The organism is Algoriphagus sp. 4150, assembly GCF_031457395.1.
Classification (GTDB): domain Bacteria; phylum Bacteroidota; class Bacteroidia; order Cytophagales; family Cyclobacteriaceae; genus Algoriphagus.
Genome location: NZ_JAVDWS010000017.1, coordinates 64,643 through 85,709, shown reverse-complemented (window position 1 = coordinate 85,709; position 21,067 = coordinate 64,643). Strand labels below are relative to the sequence as shown.

Sequence of the window (21,067 nt, the reverse complement as noted above, 5' to 3'; positions counted from 1 at the left end):
CTCCGAAATCAAGAAAACAATTGGTTACGGCATGTTTAGTAGTATTTGATCCCTCTGGGATCAAGCGTTTAACCTGACTGAAAAATTTTAGTAATCTGCGATTCCTCTGGAATCACTTCACTTTTGAGTATTCAAATCTTTAGCAAGAATAAACTTCATAGAGAGCACATAAAAAGAGGGTAATCATCTTAGATCTACTGATGTTGTCCAGTATTGGTAATTAAAGAAAGGTATTGAAAGACGCCAGCGGCCTCAAAGACTACTGGGATCTAGCTACAAATTGGATTACGACCCGGGAATGGATCGAAGATTCTTTGAGATTGCGGCGTTCGTCATAGTAACCGTGGCCAAGCAAGCGTAGGTTAATTTGGTTGATAACAGCCTATGATCCCTCTGGGATCAATATCAGCTCATACCAACGTCGGTTTTAGTAAAATGTGATCCCTCTGGGATCTTCAAAAAATACATAATGGCTTTGTGGAGAAATCTACACCAGCGGTGTCAAAGACTACTAGAAAAACCATTTTGGTATCAAGAGACGACCCCGGAGTGGGTCGAACATTTTGCGCACCTACCATTTTTTCCGATTCATCCTCCCACAAAGGGGGATTTCTTCTATCTTTGTGCCTGCTTTTGAGGAGGATGTTTCCTTGATTGCGTGAGGGATAGAAGCGACATCCACCTCCCCCGATAGTTATCGGGGGAGGTGGATACAGCGGATAGCCCGACCCCGGCTTTTTCAGACGGGGACACGCCCAAAAATTAATTATCACCTACTTGCCCTTAAGAAAGGATACAGTGAAGACATATCAGGAATTTAAACAAGTGGATTATCCCGAAATCGGGGAGTCTGTATTGAAGTACTGGAAAGAAAACCGGATTTTCGAGCAATCAGTAGCCAACCGTGACGGAGCCGAGACATTTACATTTTTTGAGGGTCCGCCTTCGGCAAATGGTACTCCGGGCATTCACCATGTGATGGCGCGTACGCTGAAAGATATTTTCTGCCGATACAAAACGCTTCAGGGATTTCAGGTGAAGCGCAAAGGCGGTTGGGATACCCATGGATTGCCTGTGGAGCTACAGGTCGAGAAAGAATTGGGAATTACCAAAGAAGATATCGGCAAGAAAATCTCCGTAGAGGAATACAATAAGAAGTGCCGTGAGACGGTCATGAGATTCAAAAATGAATGGGATGAACTCACGGAGAAAATCGGGTACTGGGTAGATTTGGATGATCCCTACATCACGTTTGAGCCAAAATACATAGAGTCACTTTGGAGTTTGCTGAAGAGACTTTACGAGAAAGACCTGCTTTACAAAGGTTACACCATTCAACCCTATTCTCCTGCTGCCGGTACGGGTTTGAGTTCACACGAGCTCAATCAGCCGGGCACCTACAAGGATGTAAAAGACACTTCCATCACTGCGCAATTCAAACTGAAGGGTCAGGAGAATACATACATCTTGGCTTGGACGACTACGCCTTGGACTTTGCCTGCCAACTCGGCTTTGGCAATCGGCGAGAACTTGGATTATGTGAAAGTGAGGACTTTCAACCCATATACCTATGATGCCTGCACCGTGATCTTGGCGAAAGCCAGAATGAGTGCTTACCTGAATCCGAAAGCAGCTGATCTTAAGCTGGAAGACTATAAAGGGGGGGATAAATTGATTCCTTTTGAGGTAATCGAAGAATTCAAAGGAAAGAAAATGCTGGGCTGGGAATATGAGCAGTTGTTTCCTATAGCCGGTTTGGCACTTCCTCATCCGGCATTTACGGTCGTTTCAGGTGATTATGTGACTACTGAAGACGGTACAGGAATAGTGCATCTCGCCAAAGCCTTCGGTGCGGATGACTTTAGAACACTGGCACAGAATAATGTGCCGGGTGTCTTCGTAAAAGATGAGCAGGGCAAGGATATTCCTATTGTGGATAAGCAGGGAAAATTCATCTCTACCGTGGGTGAATACCTGGTGCAGAAAGTAGCTGAACATGGAATAACTGCCCATAAAGGATATGGTGTGGATGATTTCTATGTGAAAAACTACACCGAGGATGATGAGAATGCGACGGACTACAAAAACACCGACGTGATCATTTCCATTATTCTGAAAAATGAAAACAAGGCCTTCAAGGTCGAAAAATATGAGCACAGCTATCCGCACTGCTGGAGAACGGATAAGCCGGTCCTTTACTATCCCATGGATAGCTGGTTTATCAAAACCACAGCATATAAAGACCGCTTGGTAGAGCTGAACAAAACGATCAACTGGAAACCTGAAGCTACAGGTACCGGACGCTTTGGCAACTGGCTGGAAAATCTGGTGGACTGGAACCTGAGCCGCTCGCGATTCTGGGGTACACCCCTGCCTATCTGGAGAACAGAAGATGGGACAGAGGAGCGTTGCATTGGATCTATCTCCGAACTTGAGCAAGCCATTGAAGAATCCATTGCCAAAGGTTTTATGGAAAAATCTCCTTACGAAGGCAAGGAAATAGATCTTCACCGTCCCTATGTGGATGACGTGATCTTGGTTTCTGCCAAAGGAGAGAAGATGTTCCGCGAACCTGATCTGATCGATGTATGGTTTGATTCCGGAGCGATGCCGTATGCACAGTGGCACTATCCATTTGAAAACGAGGACATTTTCAAAGCCAACTATCCTGCAGATTACATCGCGGAAGGAGTGGATCAGACAAGAGGTTGGTTCTTCACCCTTCATGCCATCGCCGGGATGCTTTTTGACAGTGTAGCCTTCAAAAACGTGATTGCAAACGGATTGGTGCTGGACAAGAATGGCAATAAAATGTCCAAACGACTGGGCAATGCCGTGGATCCTTTCAAAACTCTGAAAGAATACGGCCCTGATGCAGTGCGTTGGTACATGCTGAGCAATGCCAATCCTTGGGATAACCTAAAATTCAATCTGGACGGAGTGACGGAAGTGCAGCGCCGCTTCTTTGGCACGCTTCAGAATACCTATAATTTCTTTGCGCTATATGCGAATCTGGATGCTTTTGTCTATGACAAAGCCAAAATGGTTCCTGTGGGAGAACGGGCCGAACTGGATCAGTGGATAGTTTCCAAGCTGCAATCATTGATTGCTGAGGTAGAGGAAGCGATGGATAATTATGATGCGACCAAGGCTACCCGCGCGATCATGGGTTTCACGGTAGATCAGCTTTCCAACTGGTACGTGAGGCTGGCCAGAAAGCGGTTCTGGAGAGGTGAAATGAATTCGGATAAGCAGGCTGCTTATGAGACGCTTTATGAATCTTTGCTCACACTTACCCAGTTGATGTCTTCTTTTGCGCCATTCTACTCGGATTGGTTGTATCAGAATCTGACTGAATCAGGATCCGATTCCAAAGCATCTGTGCATCTGACGGATTGGGTTGCTGCGGATTCCGGGCTGATCAATGGTGATCTGGAGGAAAGTATGGAATTGGCGCAAACAATATCCTCTTTGGTTCACTCGCTGAGAAAGAAAGAGAAGGTGAAAGTGCGTCAGCCATTGCAGAGAATTCTCATTCCAATCTTGAAAGAGAAGACCAAAGCTCAGATACTTCATTTGGAAGAACTGATCAAATCAGAAGTGAATATCAAAGACATTGAGTTTATCGATGATGCTTCGGGAATCTTGGTGAAGAATGTGAAGCCAAATCTTCCGGTGCTGGGCAAGAAGCTCGGTCCAAAAATGAGATTCGTAGTTGCTGCGATCAATTCGTGGGGACAGGCTGAAATTGCAGAAATCGAGCGTGAAGGCAAAGTTGCCGTGGATGTGGATGGCGAAAGTCTGGAATTGCTTCTGGAAGAAGTTCTGATCACGTCTCAGGATATTCCCGGCTGGTCAGTTGCTTCCGATCAGGGAGTTACTGTGGCACTTGATGTCACGCTTTCGGATCATCTGAAGGAAGAAGGAATCGCGAGGGATTTGGTAAACCGTATCCAGAATTTACGTAAGGATATGGGGCTGGAAGTGCAGGATAAGATTAACATCAAGATCGCCGAAGAGAATGAGTTGGTGAAAAATGCGATAGCTTCTTTTGGAGAATATATCCAAACTGAGGTACAAGCGTTGAAACTAGAGCTATCCGCACTGACGGAGGGAGCTACAGTACTTGATATGGATGATTTTGAACTAGCTGTTCTGGTGGAAAAAGCCTGATGGTAAAACGCATATAATGACTAAATACTTAAAATACTTTGGCATCGCCCTATTGGTTATCATTATTGATCAAGCGGTGAAAATGCTAGTTCACTTCCAGATGGATTTTGGATCTCCCGGTCAGATTCCAATATTCGGAGACTGGTTCAAGCTGCATTATACTACGAACCCGGGCATGGCATTCGGCATGGAGCTGGGCTCGGATTATGGTAAATTGCTCCTGACCTCTTTTCGCTTGGTGGCGATGGTGGGAATAGGGTATTACTTATACTACATCATTGAGAAAAAACAGCCGAGTTTATATATAGTATGTATCGCCATGATTTTGGGAGGAGCTATAGGCAATTTGGTGGATTCTGTTTTCTATGGAGTTTGGCTAAACAATGCTCCATATAATGCCTCCACGCCTTGGTTTCACGGTCAGGTTGTAGATATGTTCTACTTTGATATTTGGGAGGGCAATCTGCCTGAGTGGCTTCCGGTATGGGGAGGCAGCTATACGGCATTGTGGCCGATTTTCAATGTGGCCGATGCGGCTATATTCATCGGCGTAGCCATGATTTTGATTTTTCAAGGAAGGTTTTTTCCTGAAAAACCGGGAGAAGTGAAGCATTCTAATAAAGAGGAAGTAGATCAGATTTCGGAATAGTTTTTTCTATTGAGGCGGTTTGAAGCCATAGTAGATTTTCTAATGCCTAATTGTTAAAAGTCCCTAGAATCAAAATTGACGATTTTAGGGACTTTTAATGTTTTACAGCAGATAATTGGCTTAAAATGTGCATTTGAGCTGTATTTTTTGTAATTTTCAACTTGCATTTCCCTTTTTTGGGATATATAACCAAGACTAAGCTTCCTTTTGCTTAACACCAAATCCCTGGAAGCTCTGTTATTCCGATAATTATATGATAGTTAATTCTGATAAACCCTTTCAGATAGTTTACTCTATTTATAGCCATGAATACCTAGGGCTACTTATTGAATCCTTCGTAGTACAGATAGACCCTCAAGGAAGACTTTCTCTAGCTTATCAAAATATCAGTTCTGCAAATGCCGGTGAATTTGATTCGGGATTGGACAAGACAGACTATGATTTGATAAAGATCATGGATTCTATGAATCCCGAAGTGGTAGTAAAGCCTTTTATCAAAAGAGGGAATATACGGCCAAAGCAATATTTGGCTAAAATTTTTGATCCCAAAACGGAGGATAAAAAAACGCAGGATGCCATAGAGGAAGTAATCGAGAAAAAACGCTCGAAAATAATGCCTTTGCTGATCGGGAAGAGACTTTTTGAAATGGGGAGTGATGGCAATCCTGTATGGAAAGAAATAACAGTAAATGCCGAGCGGGCCAGCGTATTGTTTCATTTTCACAAAAACGAAGAAAACACACATTATTGGCCTACCATCAAATTCAAAGGAGAGAAACTTGACTGGCAATACAAGAACGGCTATTTTATCAGCAATGAACCTGGATGGCTGATTGTCCAAGGTCAACTCTTTCACTTTGAGAAGGGAATTGACGGGAGGAAGCTCAAGGCATTTCTGAACAAAAAATTTATTGTCATCGACAAGCGTATAGAGCCTAGTTATTACCGTGGCTTTATGGCCAATCTGATTTCCCAGTTCGATGTGGAATCGGTTGGTTTTGACATTAATATTGAGCGAGGCACACCGGAGGTATTTATAAATATCAGTGATTTGCCGGGTGGATCAGGTAAAAATCTCTTTGGAGAGGACGGAGAGAAACTGGAGGAAGATAAGATCGTCTTCGAGCTTCGGTTCAAGTACGGAAGTATTGATTTTCCCGTGCAGACACCAAGCTCTGAAAAACATGGCGCTTCCGTAAGACTGGAAGAAGGGAATGACAGCTATACATTCTATAAGACAATCCGCAGTACGCAAAAAGAAAAAGCGTATCTGAAAATGCTTCGGGATAAAGGCTTGGAGTTCAAAATAGGAAAAGATGCGCTACCCAAAACAGAAGCTTTCGAGTGGATCGGGGAAAACGAGGATTTTCTGGATATAGAGAGGATCAAAATTGTCCAAAAGCCGAATGCCAAAGGCAAAGTTTATAATATTGGTAAGGCACAGATCTCCATAGAGGTCAATGAAAATATCGATTGGTTTGATGTGAAAGCGCTGATCAAATTCGGGATTTACCTTGTGCCTTTTGCGAAGCTGAGAAAGCTTTTGCTTCAGGGGAAATCAGAATTTGAATTGCCCAATGGGGAAATTGCTGTGATCCCGTCATCCTGGTTTGTGAATTACTCTGAGCTTTTCAATTTCATGGAAGACCGTGGAGATGAAAATACCATGGTGCTACGCAAACACCATTTAGCTCTGGCTAAGGAAATGGAGGAAGGGAATCTAGTCCAAGTCACGCTCAGCAGGAAACTTGAAAGGCTTCGGGATTTCGAATCAATAGAGGAATATTCTTTACCGAGTAATTTTGAAGGGATTCTTCGTCCTTACCAGCATGCAGGATACAATTGGCTTAGATTCCTCAATGAATTTAAGTTTGGTGGATGCTTGGCTGATGATATGGGTTTGGGCAAGACCGTCCAGACACTCGCTTTGCTAGCGCATGAGATGGAAGAAAACGCGGGCTTGACTTCCCTCTTGGTAATGCCTACTTCCCTGATTTATAACTGGGAGCTGGAGGCAAAGAAATTTACTCCTGACCTAAAAATCCTGGTTTACTCAGGTACTCAGCGTATCAAAGATCCATGGAGATTTGGAGAGTATGATTTGGTACTCACCTCTTACGGTATTACCCGACTTGACATTGAAGTTCTTAAGGATTTCTACTTCAACTATATCATTCTGGATGAATCCCAGGCAATCAAAAACCCTGGAAGTAATATCGCAGGAGCGGTAAATCAGCTGAAGAGCAAGCAAAAATTGATTTTGACGGGTACACCTGTAGAAAATAGCACGATGGATCTTTGGTCGCAGATGAATTTCATCAACCCGGGATTACTTGGCAATCAGAATTCATTTAAGAAGCAGTTTCTGCTGCCGATAGAAAAGCAGGGAGACTTGGATAAATCTGCCAAGCTGCATGCGATGATCAAGCCATTTATCCTGAGAAGATTGAAGTCTCAGGTAGCTACGGACTTGCCTGAGAAAATCACCAACGTGAAGTATTCTGACATGAGTGCCGCACAAGAAGAAGTGTATGAAGAGGTGAAAAGCTATTATCGTGAAAAGATTATTTCTGACATCCAGAATACCGGTCGTAACAATCAGCAATTCACATTACTGCGAGGACTTACCCAGCTTCGTCAGATCGCCAATCACCCGAAATTAGTCCGGGACGATTATGAGGGCGAATCCGGTAAGTTGGAAGATGTGACCTATATGCTTCAATCTACAATCTCTGAAGGACATAAAGTGCTTGTGTTTAGCCAATTTGTAAGGCATTTGGGGATCGTGAAGGAATACCTTGAGAAGGAGGGAATTTCCTACGCTTATCTGGATGGAGCTACAAAAGACCGTCAGGCACAAGTGGAGAAGTTCCAGGAAAATGAAGACATAAAGGTATTCTTGATTTCCCTGAAAGCCGGTGGAGTAGGCTTGAATCTGACCAAAGCTGAATATGTATTCTTACTTGATCCATGGTGGAATCCTGCTGTGGAGGCTCAGGCGATTGATAGGGCGCATAGAATCGGACAAGAAAACAAAGTCATCATCTATAAATTCATCACCCGTGGATCTGTGGAAGAGAAAATCATGGCACTTCAAGACCGTAAGCTGGCGCTGGCAGGAGAGCTGATCAATACTGAAGAGAGCTTTATGAAGAGTCTGGGACAAGATGATATTGCAGCACTATTGGCGTAAGAAACGTTGATTTTTCTAAAAAGGGCAAAACCATAAATTTTGCCCTTTTTTTATTGGTTTGATAGTCAAAGGTATAGGGGGTAGTTACATTTAATTAACCATAAATTCTCGCTGAAACGTTGACAATAGCCCGATTATTTTTCTAAATTAAATCACATAGTACCACGACAATACCACTACAATACCTGCGCATGCCTAGAGCCAAATCCGATAAAGATCGGAAAATCTTTGTGTTGGATACTTCAGTGATCCTCTACGCACACAACTCCATCATGAATTTTGCCGAGCACGATGTGGTCATCCCGATCACTGTGCTGGAGGAACTTGATCAATTCAAGAAAGGCAATGACACCAAGAATTTTGAAGCCCGTGAATTCATCCGATTGCTGGATAAACTTTCGCAGGACCAGATGATTCACAATTGGACTCCTTTGAACGGGAAGACCAAGGGGAATTTTAGGGTGCTGATGAATCCGGAAAATCAGATCAATGCCAATGAGATTTTTGGCGAGGAGAAGAATGATCACAAGATTCTAAACTGTGCACTATACCTCAAGCAGCACGATAAAGGCAGAAAGGTCATTTTGGTCAGTAAGGATATCAATCTTAGACTAAAGGCGAAGTCTCTAGACTTGCTGGCGGAGGATTATGAAACCGGCAAAATCAAGAATATCGTTGAGCTGGAAAATACGGGCAAATACATTCTCGACAATATAGATCCGGAGCATATCAACAAACTATATGAACAAGGATACGTTGAGGCTAAAACTGTCTTGGGAACCCGCAAGCGGAAGTCTAATGCATACTATATTCTCAAAAGTGACAAGAATTCAGTTTTAGCATATTACAACTCTGAAGAAAGCATTCTTGAGCGCGTAGACAAGAAGCTGGCTTATAATATTAAGCCAAAAAATGCGGAGCAGACTTTTGCGCTGCACGCAATCACCAATCCAAATATCCGCTTGGTATCTATCCAAGGTGTGGCCGGTACAGGGAAAACCCTTCTGGCTCTAGCCGGAGCACTGGAGCAAAGACGGGAGTATAAGCAGATTTTCTTGGCTAGGCCTATTGTGCCTTTGAGCAATAAAGACATAGGGTATCTTCCGGGAGACATCAAATCCAAGCTGAATCCCTACATGGAGCCGCTATGGGATAATCTGAAATTTATCCAAAATCAGTACAAGGAAACGGATAGGGAATTTCAGAAGATCACAGAACTGGTAAATCAGGAAAAGCTGGTGATCCAACCCCTGGCATATATCCGTGGACGCTCACTTTCGAATATTTTCTTCATCGTGGATGAGGCACAGAATCTTACCCCACATGAGATCAAGACGATTATCTCAAGAGCTGGAGAAAATACCAAAATCATCTTCACCGGCGATGTATTCCAAATCGATACGCCTTACCTGGACTCCCAAAGTAACGGATTGTCCTACCTGATCGATCGTGTCAAAGATCATCCGCTCTATGCGCATATCAAACTGGAGAAAGGAGAGCGCTCAGAGCTGGCAAACCTTGCCAATGAGTTGTTATAAACCTACTCTATATATTAATCAAAAAGCTCCGATTGGAGCTTGTTTGCGTTACAGACGAGTTGTACTAGCGTGTTGGTAACTCAGTTCTGAGCGAGACAAACGTATTGCGAAGTATCTTTTCGGAAAATTTGTCTTTTTAGTGTAACCCTCTGATCGATGGGTAATTGTTCATCTATGGGTTTTATATGTCCATATTCGTGCACAGTATAATCATCAATAATAATTAACTTATTGATTTTAAGATAGTTGATGTTTTGGGTCGCTTTTTGGAATAAAGTGGTTATAGAAATTAAACCAACTTATTACTGCCATGATCACTTCACTATTTTCCCAAAAAAACATTTGTGCTGCATTGGGTTTCGTAATGGCAATTACCATTGTTTGGAAAGCTAAAGTCGAGACTAATCTTGCACAGCAGACTGCCCTTATTGAATATACTGAACCAACTTACAATACCGGCATATCCTCTAATTCACAAGCTGAAAAAGCATATGAATTCAAAAAAACAAGAACCGATTTCTCGGTTCTTTGATAATCTAACTGGGAGAAATACCCAACAACAATACTCGTAAGGGTAGATTTGGTTGATTGTTTAATAGAAAGAGGTGGGTATTAGCCCACCTTTTTTTCAACTTTCTGTGATGGTACTTAGCTTGGCAAGAAAACTGTTGTAGTACTGTCGGCCCACTTGTACAATTGCTCCGGACATGAGTGTGATTTCTTTGGTGCTGAAGCTTTCTATTTGCCCCATCTGTACTATATACGACTTTTGTACCCGGAGGAATAGCTGAGAGGGAAGGATTTCCTCTATTTCCTTCATTGATTTGCGGATATTAAAGTCCCTTTTCTTAGTGAAAATGGTGACCATATTTCCATCGGCTTCTATATAATAGATATCATTGTATGGAACGCGCTCAAAAGCATTGTCCGCTTTGATAAAGACAGCATCAGTTACAAGATAAGGACTGTCATTGGCAGGAACTACCGCAGCTACATCACTTGCAGGCTTTGTACGCTTATTGTAGAGAACGATCTCGACGATGGCATGAATGTCATTTGTATTGAAGGGCTTGACAATAAAGCCCGCGGGATTTATCCGTTTTGCCCTCTCAATAATGGTAGGGTCGGAATAAGAAGTCACATAAACCAACGGTGCATCCACCATTTTCTTTACGATTTCTCCAAGCTCTATTCCGTCCTTATCGCCTTTTAGCTTGATATCCATGAATATCAGATCAGGACGATACTTCTTAATAATTTTAATACATTGATTGGCTGAATTGGCAATGTCTGTGTTGACATAACCCAGGAGTTCTAATATTTCCTGTATATTTTCTGCGATGCTGATATCGTCTTCGACGATTAATATCCGCTCTTCTTTCATAAATAGTTGGCAGATGCGTTTTGGGAGTGAAATTGATTATTCTGACCCATAGGTCTATTTATTCCCTAGTTACTAAATATATCAGTGAAATCAAATGCTTTTTTTTGGGTATAAAAGCTATAAACTCATCATTTCTTTAAATCTCGCAGCTTGCCTTCTACTGACCTCGATTCTGTCTCCTCCTTTGAGGGTAACCACCAGACCACCGTTAAACCACGGTTCTATTCCTTCCACCCATCCTAGATTGATGATATGCTTTCGACTGGCGCGAAAGAAGGATTTCTCATCCAGACGCTCATCCAAGGCATTCAGGGACTTATGTATCATCGGCTTGAAGTTGTCAAAATACACTTTAATGTAATTCCCGTCAGACTCAAATAACCGAACATTGGATAGCCTCACAAACCAGCATCTATCTCCGTCCTTCACGAAGACCTGATCATCAAGGGTAAGTTTCTTCTGACTGTGTACGGACGGGTTCTCTTCATTTTTCGCAAAACCGTCTATTTTTCCCTGAAGCTTGGCAATGGCCTCTTCAAGGCGCTTTGGCTCTATGGGTTTCAGAAGATAATCAAGGGCATTTACCTGAAAAGCTTTCAACGCATATTCATCGTAAGCTGTGGTAAAGATCACGTGAGGGACGTTGTCCAGCTCTTCCAGTAGATCAAAGCCTGTTTTCTCAGGCATCTGAATATCAAGAAAAATGACATCCGGATTCAGCTGGTCAATTTTATCCTTGGCATCATCCACGTTTACCGCTTCGCCTACCACTTCTACACTTTCTAGTTGGTTTAAGAGGTTGATCAGCTCCTTGCGTGCTAATCTTTCATCATCAATTACAATTGCTCGCATTTTTTGTTGAGTTTGTTATTCAAATGTGACTTTTTGTTTAGGAATCTTTATTTCTGTGATAACGAATTGATTCCCTGAGTTGAAGATACGGAAGCTTGCTTTATCTCCATATATTAGCTTAAGTCTTTGTACCGTATTGCTCAGCCCGTGACCTTGTTCGTCTTCGGAAACCAAAGAAGGCTGATGGGTGAGCTGTCCGCTATTCTTGACTTGAATATACAAATCATCGTGCAGTCCTTCCCTGCACTTGATTTCTATCGTCCCGCCTTTTACCAGATTAGACACACCGTGTTTGACTCCATTTTCTACGATGGTCTGTAGCATCATGGGCGGGATCTTATAGCTGTAGGCTTCGTCCTCGATTTGGTAAAGTACCTTCAGTCTTTCCTCGAAACGAATAGATTCCAGTTCCAGATAGTCTTTTACAGTATTAAGTTCCTCACTGAATTCTATGGTCTGTTTTTTATCCATCATCAGTGAGAAACGCAGCATATTCGAGATTCTGGTGATAGCAGTTTTTGCTTTGGTAGGATCCTCATCCACCAGTGCCCGTACGCTATTGAGCGCGTTGAAAATAAAATGGGGATTAAGCTGACTTTTAAGGTGATTGAGCCTTATTTCATTGATCTTGGCCTCGTATTTCAGTGTGGTGTTATAATTATCCAAAAAGTGCACCAAGAAATACATCACAAACCATAGTGCATATAGTAGAATTGCCTGAAATATGTTGGCAAGGATCACTAAGATTTTGAAATCTTCGGCAGGATTTAGGGTGCCAAAGGCAATGTTTATCAGAATCTGGGCTACAAAATTAGCCAACGATAGCGCTATTATGGCCAGTAGCGATTGGAACAAAAGCTGTCCTATGCTAAGCTTAAACCAATTGTAGGTTTTGATTATGTACCTCAAAAAGTGGGTAGAAATAAGGTTAGTGGCCGCTAGGACAATAAATGCCCAGATTTGAACTGCGGTGACACCTCTGGAAAGGGAAGCCAAAAAGATACTCACGGCGGCAAAACTTCCCCACCCGAGCACTTGAAGTAACCAATACAGCCTTGTTCTGTTCATAATCGCCCAAAGATAAATAACGCAGGTGTCTCCTCTTTCTTAATGTGATAAAAGGAGGATACCTTTGATTATAACCCTTGTTAGCTATTTAATTCCATTTTAAGAAATCTACCTGTATAGCTGCCTTCCGTAGCCGCCACTTTTTCAGGTGTTCCCTGTACTACTATTGTTCCGCCTTTATTTCCTCCCTCAGGTCCCAGATCCACTACATAATCTGCCATTTTGATCACATCCATATTATGCTCGATGATCAAGACGGTATTCCCTTTGGACACCAGACCATTTACTACCAGCATCAGTAATTCAATGTCCTGGAAATGAAGCCCGGTAGTAGGCTCATCAAGGATATAGAAGGTCTTACCGGTATCTTTTTTGGATAGTTCTGTCGCCAATTTGACACGTTGGGCTTCACCTCCGGACAGCGTCGTCGCATGTTGACCGAGCGTAATATAACCCAATCCCACATCATTGAGCGTTTTGATTTTTCTCAGGATTTTAGGGAGTTTGTCGAAGAATTCCACTGCTTGTTCCACAGTCATATCCAGTACATCGGAAATAGATTTTCCTTTGTAGCGAATTTCCAGAGTTTCCCGGTTGTAGCGTTTACCCTTGCAGGTTTCGCATGGTACATGTACATCTGGCAGAAAGTCCATTTCGATCAGTTTCATGCCCGCACCTTCACAATCCTCACATCTTCCTCCCTTTACGTTGAAAGAAAAACGCCCAGGCTTGTAGCCCCTGATTTTGGCTTCAGGGAGTTCGGTAAAAAGAGTCCGTATATCAGAAAATACACCCGTGTAGGTAGCAGGATTTGATCTCGGTGTTCGGCCTATTGGGGACTGGTCCACTTCTATCACCTTGTCCAGATGCTCCAGTCCTTTTACACTCTCGTAAGGCATTGGACTTTTCTTGGAATGGTAGATGTGCTGATTCAGAATTGGATAGAGTGTCTCATGAATCAAGGTGCTTTTCCCACTTCCCGAAACTCCGGTAATACAAATCAACGTGCCCAGCGGTAGTTTAAGATCCACCTTCTTGAGGTTGTTGCCAGTTGCACCTTTGATTACAAGAGCCTTATCTTTTACTTCTCTTCGTACTGTCGGAACAGGTAATCCGATCATTCCCGAGAGGTACTTGGCGGTGAGTCCGCCTGTTTGTAGAATGTGTGCAGGTGTGCCGTCTGCTACGATACTTCCACCATGCCTGCCGGCTCCCGGGCCCATGTCCAGCAAATAATCCGACGCCAGCATCATGTCTTTGTCATGCTCTACGACCAATACAGAATTGCCAAGATCACGCAAGCTCTGAAGTGCCTGAATCAGTTTTTCGTTGTCACGCTGATGGAGTCCAATACTAGGCTCATCCAGAATATAGAGCACTCCGACTAATTGAGTCCCGATTTGCGTAGCCAATCTGATCCGCTGAGCCTCACCTCCGGAAAGTGTCCGAAGAGGTCTATTGAGAGATAAATAATCCAAACCTATATCCAGCAAGAATCCGATTCTTTTTCGGATCTCCTTCAGTACTTCTGCCGCAATTACGTTTTGCTTTTCAGAGAGTCTATCTTCCAACCCAACAAACCATTCTCCCAACGAACGGATATCCATCACTGCCAACTGGCCAATATGGGTATCGTCTATTTTGATATGTAGTGCTTCTTGCTTCAGCCTATACCCGTGACAATCTGGACAAGTCTGTGTAATGGTGTATTCACTGACCCAGTCTTGGATCTTATCCGAACTGCCTTCCTGATATTTTTTCAAAAAGTTAATAATCCCCTCGAAGGTGGTATGCCACTTCGTTCCCGGGTGTTTTACGGAATCTACCGCCACTTCTATTTTATCACCATTGAGAAGAATTTCTACCACATTTTCCGGCAGCTTCTCGATAGGAGTACTCATGCTGCACTTGTAGTGCTTGAGAATTGCTTCTATTTTTTTGAAAATCCAAATATCCCTGTATTCACCAAGCGGCGCTATTCCTCCTCTGGTGATGCTGAGTTTCGGGTCCGGGATAATACTCTCACGGGTGATTTCTTCAGTGATTCCAAGACCATTACAGGTAGGGCAGGCTCCGTACGGGCTATTGAAGGAAAAGGTATTTGGTGCGGGCTCTTCGTAAGAAAGCCCGGTTTCCGGATCCATCAGGTATTTGGAGAAATGATGAATCTCTCCCTCTTCATCCCGGATCATGATGACTCCTTTGCCATGTTGCAAAGCAGATTTTAGGGATTGAGTAATGCGAAAACGGTCGGATTCTTCTGCGACAATTCTGTCAATGACGATCTCAATATCATGGATCTTGTAGCGATCCACCTGCATTTTGGGCACCATTTCCATGACTACTCCGTCTACACGGACTTTTGAGAAACCCATTTTTCGGATTTGCTCAAAAAGCTCACGATAGTGTCCTTTTCGCCCCTTTACTACAGGAGCAAGGATGTATAGTTTCTTGTTCAGAAAGTTGGTAAACAGCAAGTCGATGATCTGGTCCTCTGTTTGCCGCACCATTTTGGATCCTGTCAAATAAGAATATGCTTCTCCGGCTCTTGCATAAAGCAAACGCATGAAATCATATATCTCAGTGACTGTACCGACGGTAGAGCGGGGGTTTTTGGAAGTAGTCTTTTGCTCGATTGCTATTACCGGAGAGAGCCCGTTGATTTTATCCACATCAGGACGCTCCATACCACCCAAAAAGGATCTGGCATAGGCTGAAAATGATTCCATATACCTACGCTGTCCTTCCGCATAGATGGTGTCAAACGCAAGGGAGCTCTTGCCACTACCACTCAGACCGGTGATTACCACGAGCTTATTTCGTGGGATCCTCAGGTCCAGGTTTTTAAGATTATGCTCTCGGGCTCCAAAAATCTCTATGTATTCTTCCTGTGCAGGAGTGACTTGGCTCATATAATCGGCTGGCAATTTTAAATGGCAAAGGTACGGATTTTAGGCCGGACACGGTAGTAAACTTCAAAGAGTATAACCCAAGACAGCAAGATTGGTTCATTGATTGAATAAGTGGTTTTCTGTCCTTTGGTGCAAGCATCACTAGTGAAGTTTTTATACTAGTTACTCAGCAGTGCCTATACTTTTGGAAATTACTCGGGAAGAAGAATTTCATAGGATTTTCCCCGTTTCACATTCAAATCCTTATCGCGTAGCCAAGGGTTGTAAAGTTTGAGTTCTTTGTAGGTGTTGCCCTGCTGTCTGGTCCAGCTTGCAAGATTTTTGATATCATCGTTTACAGTTATTTTTCTGAGCACAGGTTTTTTATAATAGTCTGATTCACGCAGATAAAACCCGAACTCTTTTGGGTTTTCGAAGATTACCTTGAAGGCCAAAATCCTAAACAAATATCTACTCGTTTCATCATTCAGATACAAATCATAATAACTTCTGGCCATCTGATCCTCTTGCCTACGTGAAAATCCGGATTGCCCCATGTTATAGCTGGCGGCGACTGCTGTCCAATCTCCGAATTTTGCATGTGCTTTCTTAAAATATCTTGATGCCGCTAGGGTTGCTTTTTCAAGATTATAGCGTTCGTCCACGTCTTTGGATATTTCCAGTCCGTATTCTTTGCCGGTAGATTCCAGAATCTGCCAAAAACCCATTGCACCGGCTGGAGAGGCTACGTTCATCAGTGCGGACTCGGCCATTGCGAGGTATTTGAAATCGTCAGGAATGCCGTTTTCTTTCAACATTTTCTCTATTTCAGGAAGAAATTTGCTTGACCGTTTCATCAGCAAAATCATGTTTGACTGCCAATAAGCATTCACATAAATTTCCCGCTCCAACCGCTCTTTGACATCGTCAACTTCCAACGGAACTAGCTCCCCCGCAAACGTCAGCTCATCGGGAAGATCAAATAACCTGACCGTATCCCTTGAGACTAATGGCATAGTCTGTAGTATTTGGACCTCTGCCACACTGGGTTCCACCGGTATCTCCGCCGGCGTTTTCCATGTGGCATATCCTGTCATTGCCAGACAAAGAATTACCAAGACATAAAGGGGGATTAGATGATATTTGTTCATGTAATAAGGATAAGAAATGAATAAGAAAAATATCCGCAGAAATTTGCGTCTTCTTCTGAGCCAAACTGCCTACAATTACAATCAGGTCTGCGGGAACTGATTAGAATCTTTCAGAAAGTACTGGAGTGTTGAGCTCAGAGTTAGAAATTCGGGCTCAGCAAATACTTGTTGTAGAAATCGTCAATCACTTTCACCGCCTCAGTAGCATCCTCTACCACCGCGAAAAGATCGAGATCCACTTCATTGATGTAATGATGTGTCAGCAAGGTTTTTCTTATCCAATCTACCAGACCTGACCAGTAGTCTTTACCTACCAGCACAATGGGAAACTTTCCTATTTTATTGGTTTGAATCAACGTTAATGCTTCGAAAAATTCATCCATAGTGCCAAAGCCACCGGGTAGTACCACAAATCCTTGGGAATATTTGACAAACATTACCTTCCGTACAAAGAAATAATCAAAGGTCATCAGCTTATCCCGATCAATGTAAATATTGTCAAATTGCTCAAATGGCAATACAATATTCAGCCCCACGGACTTTCCTCCTTCGGAATGCGCTCCTTTGTTGCCTGCCTCCATGATTCCCGGTCCACCGCCGGTGATCACTCCATAGCCATGACGAACAAGTTTGGCGGCTATGTCCTCAGCCATTTTATAGTGACTATGATCCCGTGGTGTTCTGGCAGAGCCAAAGATTGATACGCATGGACCGATTTTGGCAAGTTTTTCAAACCCTTCCACAAACTCGGACATTACCTTAAAAATCACCCAGGAATCGGCGCTTTTGATCTCGCTCCAATCCCGCTCCTTGAATGCTAGGCGGATTTTATCTTCTGCATTTTGATTTTCTAGATTGCTCATATCCTACTTTTTATTTAAAGAAAACGATCTCTTCGCTGAAATGGACGGTGTCTTCCCCACAATTCAGATGATCTATTGATAAACTGCTGATGCTCAATATAAAAAAATAGTTGCTTATTGGAATCAAACGGCTAAGTCCGGTGTATTTTTACGCCTTATTTGAAAATAAAGAGATGAATCTCGCTGAAAAATCTCAAGCTACACTGAACGTGTTCGGTGAGCTAGAGTCAGAAACAAAGCAATTTGCTTCTGAGAGTGGATTAGGATGTGTAGCCGGATGTGGCTTTTGCTGTGCAAATCCAAAAGTACCGGCATCTCCCTTGGAATTTCTTCCATTGGCCTTTGATCTCTATGATAAAGGATTGGCCGAATCTACCCTTACATTAGTAGAAAGCAAGGATGAAGGGGCTAGCTGTGTGATGTATAGAGCACAGTCAGAAGACGGGAAGAAGGGGTTTTGCGGGAGTCATGCCAAAAGAGGAATGATTTGCCGATTGTTTGCCGCTTCGGCCCGAAGAACCAAATATGGCAAAAAAGACCTCATAATCTGCAAAATATTGAAGGAAGAGAAACCTGAAGAGTTTTTGCTGGCCAGCGAAAGAATAAACGATGACATGGAAATTCCGCTTGCTACGGCTTTCTACAGCCGGTTAGACGAAATCGACCAGTCTCTTTGCCAACAATTCACCATAAATGAGGCTATTGCTTTTGCATTGGAACTTGTTTTGAGATATAAGTTTTACGAGGAGCAGGAAGCTGATGTGAATGCATAATTTTTTTGCTCCTGCCAATTGAAGTATATTGTGTAATATTTCAAGGGTAAAATCTCACAAGTTTTTAATTATGCTAAGAATCGGAGAAATAATACAGACTATAAAAGGGATAGTAGAAACCAAAGTAGATCTGGTCAAACTGGAAATACAGGAACAGGTTGCGGGGATATTGACCAGAATAATTTTTCTCGTGTTGATGGGAGGTAGCCTCTTATTGGTTTTGTTGTTTTTTAGCCTTTCTCTGGCCTTTTATCTAAGCCAGCGTTTTGAATCTCCCCATATGGGTTTCTTGTTGGTTGGGTTGATTTACCTGATAATACTCCTGATTTTGTTCTTATTGAGAGATAATGACCCCACTGAAGAGAAAATGCAGAAGGGCTTAAAAGGGTTTATTTTTAGGGTGAGAATGTTCAAAAAACGTCAATAGAATGAATAAGGAATTGAAAAAGAAGGAAGAGGAACTACAGGAAACTCTGGCCAGACAATATGAACTATTCAAAGCAGAATCAGGAGATTGGGTGAAAATCGGCGGGGTGGTTTTGGTAGGAGGATTGATTGCTTTGGCTATAGTAAAAACCCGGAAAACCCGAAAAGACCGTAAAACTGAGGAAGTTCTTGAAGTTTTGGAAAGAGAAGGACTACTCACCAAAGATATTGAGAGGAAACTTACAGAAAGCTCTAAGTCTTCATTTTGGCCGGGTATGGGTCAGCGTCTGTTGATATTGGGACTTGCTTTTGCCAAAGAAAAATTTCTGCCCAACCTATTTACTGCTCAGCAGGGAGATGCCGAAGTCCAAGAAGAAGGTAGGTAAAATTTTAAAGAGGTTTTATACCACAGGACAAAAGGGCTTGGCTTGGCTGGTTGATCCGGACAAGGTTACAGATGCAGGATTTTTTGAATATAACCATGCCTGGGTCAAGGATTCCGGTCTGGATTTGATATTTGTAGGAGGTAGTCAATTAAGTCGCGATAATTTCACAGAGGTAGTCCTATCACTGAAAAGAATAGCCGGCAAAATTCCGGTCGTTATTTTTCCCGGTTCTCAAGTGCAACTGGCTGAAGAAGCAGATGCCGTTTTATTCCTTTCGCTGATCTCAGGCAGAAACCCCGAATACCTCATCGGACATCAGGTACTCGCAGCACCCATCATAAAGCAGATGAAATTGGAAGCCCTACCTACTGCATATATGCTGGTCGGCGAGGGGGAAATCACCAGCGTGCAATACGTGAGCCAAACACTGCCTTTGCCCAACTCCAATCCCGGCTTAGCTAAGGCAACAGCCCTTGCAGGGCTTTACATGGGGATGAAATACTTTTATATGGATGCCGGGAGCGGGGCAAAATCCCCGGTATCTTCGGAGGTGATAAAATTAGTGAAGTCAGCAATCTGTAATCCAGTTATAGTCGGTGGAGGACTGGATTCGTTGGAAAAAGTAAAAATTGCCTACGAAAGTGGTGCAGATCTTTTGGTGATAGGCAATGCCGTAGAAAAAGACCCCGGCTTTTTAGCGAAGGTCTTGGAATATAAAGTACTGTTTAATCTTTCTTTAAACGTCAACTAACGTTAATAAGAGAATCTCTCCTTCTCATTTTTCCGGCAGGAACTCCATACATCATCTTAAATCTGCGACAGAAATAAGCCGTGTCTTTATAGCCAATTTCTTTTCCTATGTCTCGGATTGATTTTTTGGTTGTTCGCAAAAGCTCCACAGCAGCTTCCATTCGCTGGTATTCTATGTAGTCTTGCGGATTGATCCCGGTCAGCATTTTGAAATACTGCCCCACGTAGTCTTCAGATACATTGGCCACCTTAGCCAGTATTTTATTGGATAAGTCTCCGCCAAGATTGGTTTTGATGTAATTGAATAAATCTATCAGACGGGGATCCTTGAAGTAGGTAGCATTGGTAGAAAGTTCCTCCAAGAACAATCTGTTTTTAAGAATGTGGCGAAGCAGCTCGATTACCAACAATTCTGTGTTGGCTTTCAATGCCCTTTCTTTGCCCACATTACTTACTTCTACTTCCTTCATCAGATCCTCAACGATCGTCGCGAGTCTATCATTGAAGCGAATGATAAACGGAGGGATGTCCAGGGAATTAAAAAAGTTGACCACATCAAATACTTTGGACTCAAAGCCAAGGATAGAAATGCAGTCATCTTCAGTACTCTTTATCTCTCTGAAACTGATACTCTGAAGATGCTTTTTCTTATTCTCCTGAAATTGCTCTTTGGATATTTCGCCTTTTTTGGCTCCACTGCCCAGCGTAAGTTTAGTCTTCTGTTCAGCGGGGAGGAAAAGAACTTCGCCTTCGTTTAAAAGTTCTTGGTCTTCACCGAATTTGAGCGTGCCATGATGGAGTAGAATCAGGGTGTTATCCGATTCGGCATAATCATTCACTGACACAGGTTTTTCTATTCGGAAATTATTCCCCCGAATAAACCTAACATTGACTGATTCGATAACCTTGTTGTAATATTCCATGAATAAGTATCAAAAAAACTTAATATCAAAAATATGATTTTTCTAAC

The 21,067-nt window shown here is 42.8% G+C and carries 16 protein-coding genes; 9 read left to right on the top strand and 7 right to left on the bottom strand.

The window, feature by feature from the left end; genetic code table 11:
• Positions 1–798: 798 nt before the first annotated feature.
• The 5 genes from ileS (at position 799) to J2X69_RS18845 (ending at position 10,085) form a co-directional block, all read left to right on the top strand.
• Positions 799–4,173, top strand: a complete 3,375-nt coding sequence (ileS, locus tag J2X69_RS18865; protein WP_310106916.1) for an isoleucine--tRNA ligase — start codon at positions 799–801, stop codon at positions 4,171–4,173.
• A gap of 16 nt (positions 4,174–4,189) precedes the next feature.
• On the top strand, positions 4,190–4,822 hold the full coding sequence (locus J2X69_RS18860; RefSeq protein ID WP_310106868.1) for a lipoprotein signal peptidase: 633 nt from the start codon (positions 4,190–4,192) through the stop codon (positions 4,820–4,822).
• Between the two features lie 253 nt (positions 4,823–5,075).
• Positions 5,076–8,015, top strand: coding sequence for a DEAD/DEAH box helicase (locus J2X69_RS18855; RefSeq protein ID WP_310106866.1), 2,940 nt, complete (start codon positions 5,076–5,078; stop codon positions 8,013–8,015).
• A gap of 191 nt (positions 8,016–8,206) precedes the next feature.
• A complete protein-coding gene (locus tag J2X69_RS18850) occupies positions 8,207–9,553 on the top strand; it encodes a PhoH family protein (protein WP_310106864.1) in 1,347 nt (448 codons plus the stop codon).
• A gap of 310 nt (positions 9,554–9,863) precedes the next feature.
• The gene (locus J2X69_RS18845; protein WP_310106861.1) at positions 9,864–10,085 is read left to right on the top strand and encodes a hypothetical protein; all 222 of its coding nucleotides are present in this window, start codon (positions 9,864–9,866) and stop codon (positions 10,083–10,085) included.
• Positions 10,086–10,181: 96 nt separating this feature from the next.
• Here J2X69_RS18845 and J2X69_RS18840 read toward each other — a convergent pair whose 3' ends face one another.
• From J2X69_RS18840 to J2X69_RS18815, 6 genes are all read right to left on the bottom strand, one after another.
• Positions 10,182–10,937: a response regulator gene (locus J2X69_RS18840; RefSeq protein ID WP_310106858.1), complete on the bottom strand. Its 756-nt coding sequence runs from the start codon at positions 10,935–10,937 to the stop codon at positions 10,182–10,184.
• Between the two features lie 117 nt (positions 10,938–11,054).
• The gene (locus J2X69_RS18835) at positions 11,055–11,789 is read right to left on the bottom strand and encodes a response regulator (protein WP_310106855.1); all 735 of its coding nucleotides are present in this window, start codon (positions 11,787–11,789) and stop codon (positions 11,055–11,057) included.
• 15 nt (positions 11,790–11,804) lie between these two features.
• A complete protein-coding gene (locus J2X69_RS18830; protein WP_310106852.1) occupies positions 11,805–12,857 on the bottom strand; it encodes a histidine kinase in 1,053 nt (350 codons plus the stop codon).
• Between the two features lie 80 nt (positions 12,858–12,937).
• The gene (uvrA, locus tag J2X69_RS18825; RefSeq protein ID WP_310106849.1) at positions 12,938–15,769 is read right to left on the bottom strand and encodes an excinuclease ABC subunit UvrA; all 2,832 of its coding nucleotides are present in this window, start codon (positions 15,767–15,769) and stop codon (positions 12,938–12,940) included.
• A gap of 191 nt (positions 15,770–15,960) precedes the next feature.
• A complete protein-coding gene (locus J2X69_RS18820; protein ID WP_310106847.1) occupies positions 15,961–16,899 on the bottom strand; it encodes a lytic transglycosylase domain-containing protein in 939 nt (312 codons plus the stop codon).
• Positions 16,900–17,039: 140 nt separating this feature from the next.
• Entirely contained in the window at positions 17,040–17,762 is a 723-nt protein-coding gene (locus tag J2X69_RS18815) for a TIGR00730 family Rossman fold protein (protein ID WP_310106843.1), read from the bottom strand.
• Between the two features lie 173 nt (positions 17,763–17,935).
• Here J2X69_RS18815 and J2X69_RS18810 point away from each other — a divergent pair, with 173 nt between their 5' ends.
• The 4 genes from J2X69_RS18810 to J2X69_RS18795 all read left to right on the top strand — a co-directional run bounded on the left by J2X69_RS18810 (position 17,936) and on the right by J2X69_RS18795 (position 20,098).
• Positions 17,936–18,535 carry a YkgJ family cysteine cluster protein gene (locus J2X69_RS18810; RefSeq protein ID WP_310106839.1) on the top strand — a complete coding sequence of 200 codons (600 nt, stop codon included), beginning with the start codon at positions 17,936–17,938 and terminating at the stop codon, positions 18,533–18,535.
• Positions 18,536–18,605: 70 nt separating this feature from the next.
• Positions 18,606–18,962 carry a phage holin family protein gene (locus J2X69_RS18805; RefSeq protein ID WP_310106836.1) on the top strand — a complete coding sequence of 119 codons (357 nt, stop codon included), beginning with the start codon at positions 18,606–18,608 and terminating at the stop codon, positions 18,960–18,962.
• A gap of 1 nt (position 18,963) precedes the next feature.
• Positions 18,964–19,347, top strand: coding sequence for a hypothetical protein (locus tag J2X69_RS18800; protein ID WP_310106832.1), 384 nt, complete (start codon positions 18,964–18,966; stop codon positions 19,345–19,347).
• Positions 19,319–20,098 (top strand): geranylgeranylglyceryl/heptaprenylglyceryl phosphate synthase, encoded by a 780-nt coding sequence (locus tag J2X69_RS18795; protein ID WP_310106829.1) that lies wholly within the window; start codon positions 19,319–19,321, stop codon positions 20,096–20,098. Before J2X69_RS18800 ends, J2X69_RS18795 begins: the two co-directional genes overlap by 29 nt.
• On the opposite strand, the gene J2X69_RS18790 is transcribed toward J2X69_RS18795, so the two are convergent.
• A complete protein-coding gene (locus tag J2X69_RS18790) occupies positions 20,091–21,020 on the bottom strand; it encodes an AraC family transcriptional regulator (protein WP_310106826.1) in 930 nt (309 codons plus the stop codon). The two genes, J2X69_RS18795 and J2X69_RS18790, sit on opposite strands and share 8 nt — an antisense overlap.
• Positions 21,021–21,067: the final 47 nt, after the last annotated feature.

Excerpts from the sequence above, each read along its gene's own strand:
- J2X69_RS18860 (WP_310106868.1), top strand. The coding sequence starts at position 4,190 with ATGACTAAATACTTAAAATACTTTGGCATCGCCCTATTGGTTATCATT.
- J2X69_RS18855 (WP_310106866.1), top strand. The coding sequence starts at position 5,076 with ATGATAGTTAATTCTGATAAACCCTTTCAGATAGTTTACTCTATTTAT.
- J2X69_RS18850 (WP_310106864.1), top strand. The coding sequence starts at position 8,207 with ATGCCTAGAGCCAAATCCGATAAAGATCGGAAAATCTTTGTGTTGGAT.
- J2X69_RS18845 (WP_310106861.1), top strand. The coding sequence starts at position 9,864 with ATGATCACTTCACTATTTTCCCAAAAAAACATTTGTGCTGCATTGGGT.
- J2X69_RS18840 (WP_310106858.1), bottom strand. The coding sequence starts at position 10,937 with ATGAAAGAAGAGCGGATATTAATCGTCGAAGACGATATCAGCATCGCA.
- J2X69_RS18835 (WP_310106855.1), bottom strand. The coding sequence starts at position 11,789 with ATGCGAGCAATTGTAATTGATGATGAAAGATTAGCACGCAAGGAGCTG.
- J2X69_RS18830 (WP_310106852.1), bottom strand. The coding sequence starts at position 12,857 with ATGAACAGAACAAGGCTGTATTGGTTACTTCAAGTGCTCGGGTGGGGA.
- uvrA (WP_310106849.1), bottom strand. The coding sequence starts at position 15,769 with ATGAGCCAAGTCACTCCTGCACAGGAAGAATACATAGAGATTTTTGGA.
- J2X69_RS18820 (WP_310106847.1), bottom strand. The coding sequence starts at position 16,899 with ATGAACAAATATCATCTAATCCCCCTTTATGTCTTGGTAATTCTTTGT.
- J2X69_RS18815 (WP_310106843.1), bottom strand. The coding sequence starts at position 17,762 with ATGAGCAATCTAGAAAATCAAAATGCAGAAGATAAAATCCGCCTAGCA.
- J2X69_RS18810 (WP_310106839.1), top strand. The coding sequence starts at position 17,936 with ATGAATCTCGCTGAAAAATCTCAAGCTACACTGAACGTGTTCGGTGAG.
- J2X69_RS18805 (WP_310106836.1), top strand. The coding sequence starts at position 18,606 with ATGCTAAGAATCGGAGAAATAATACAGACTATAAAAGGGATAGTAGAA.
- J2X69_RS18800 (WP_310106832.1), top strand. The coding sequence starts at position 18,964 with ATGAATAAGGAATTGAAAAAGAAGGAAGAGGAACTACAGGAAACTCTG.
- J2X69_RS18795 (WP_310106829.1), top strand. The coding sequence starts at position 19,319 with ATGCCGAAGTCCAAGAAGAAGGTAGGTAAAATTTTAAAGAGGTTTTAT.
- J2X69_RS18790 (WP_310106826.1), bottom strand. The coding sequence starts at position 21,020 with ATGGAATATTACAACAAGGTTATCGAATCAGTCAATGTTAGGTTTATT.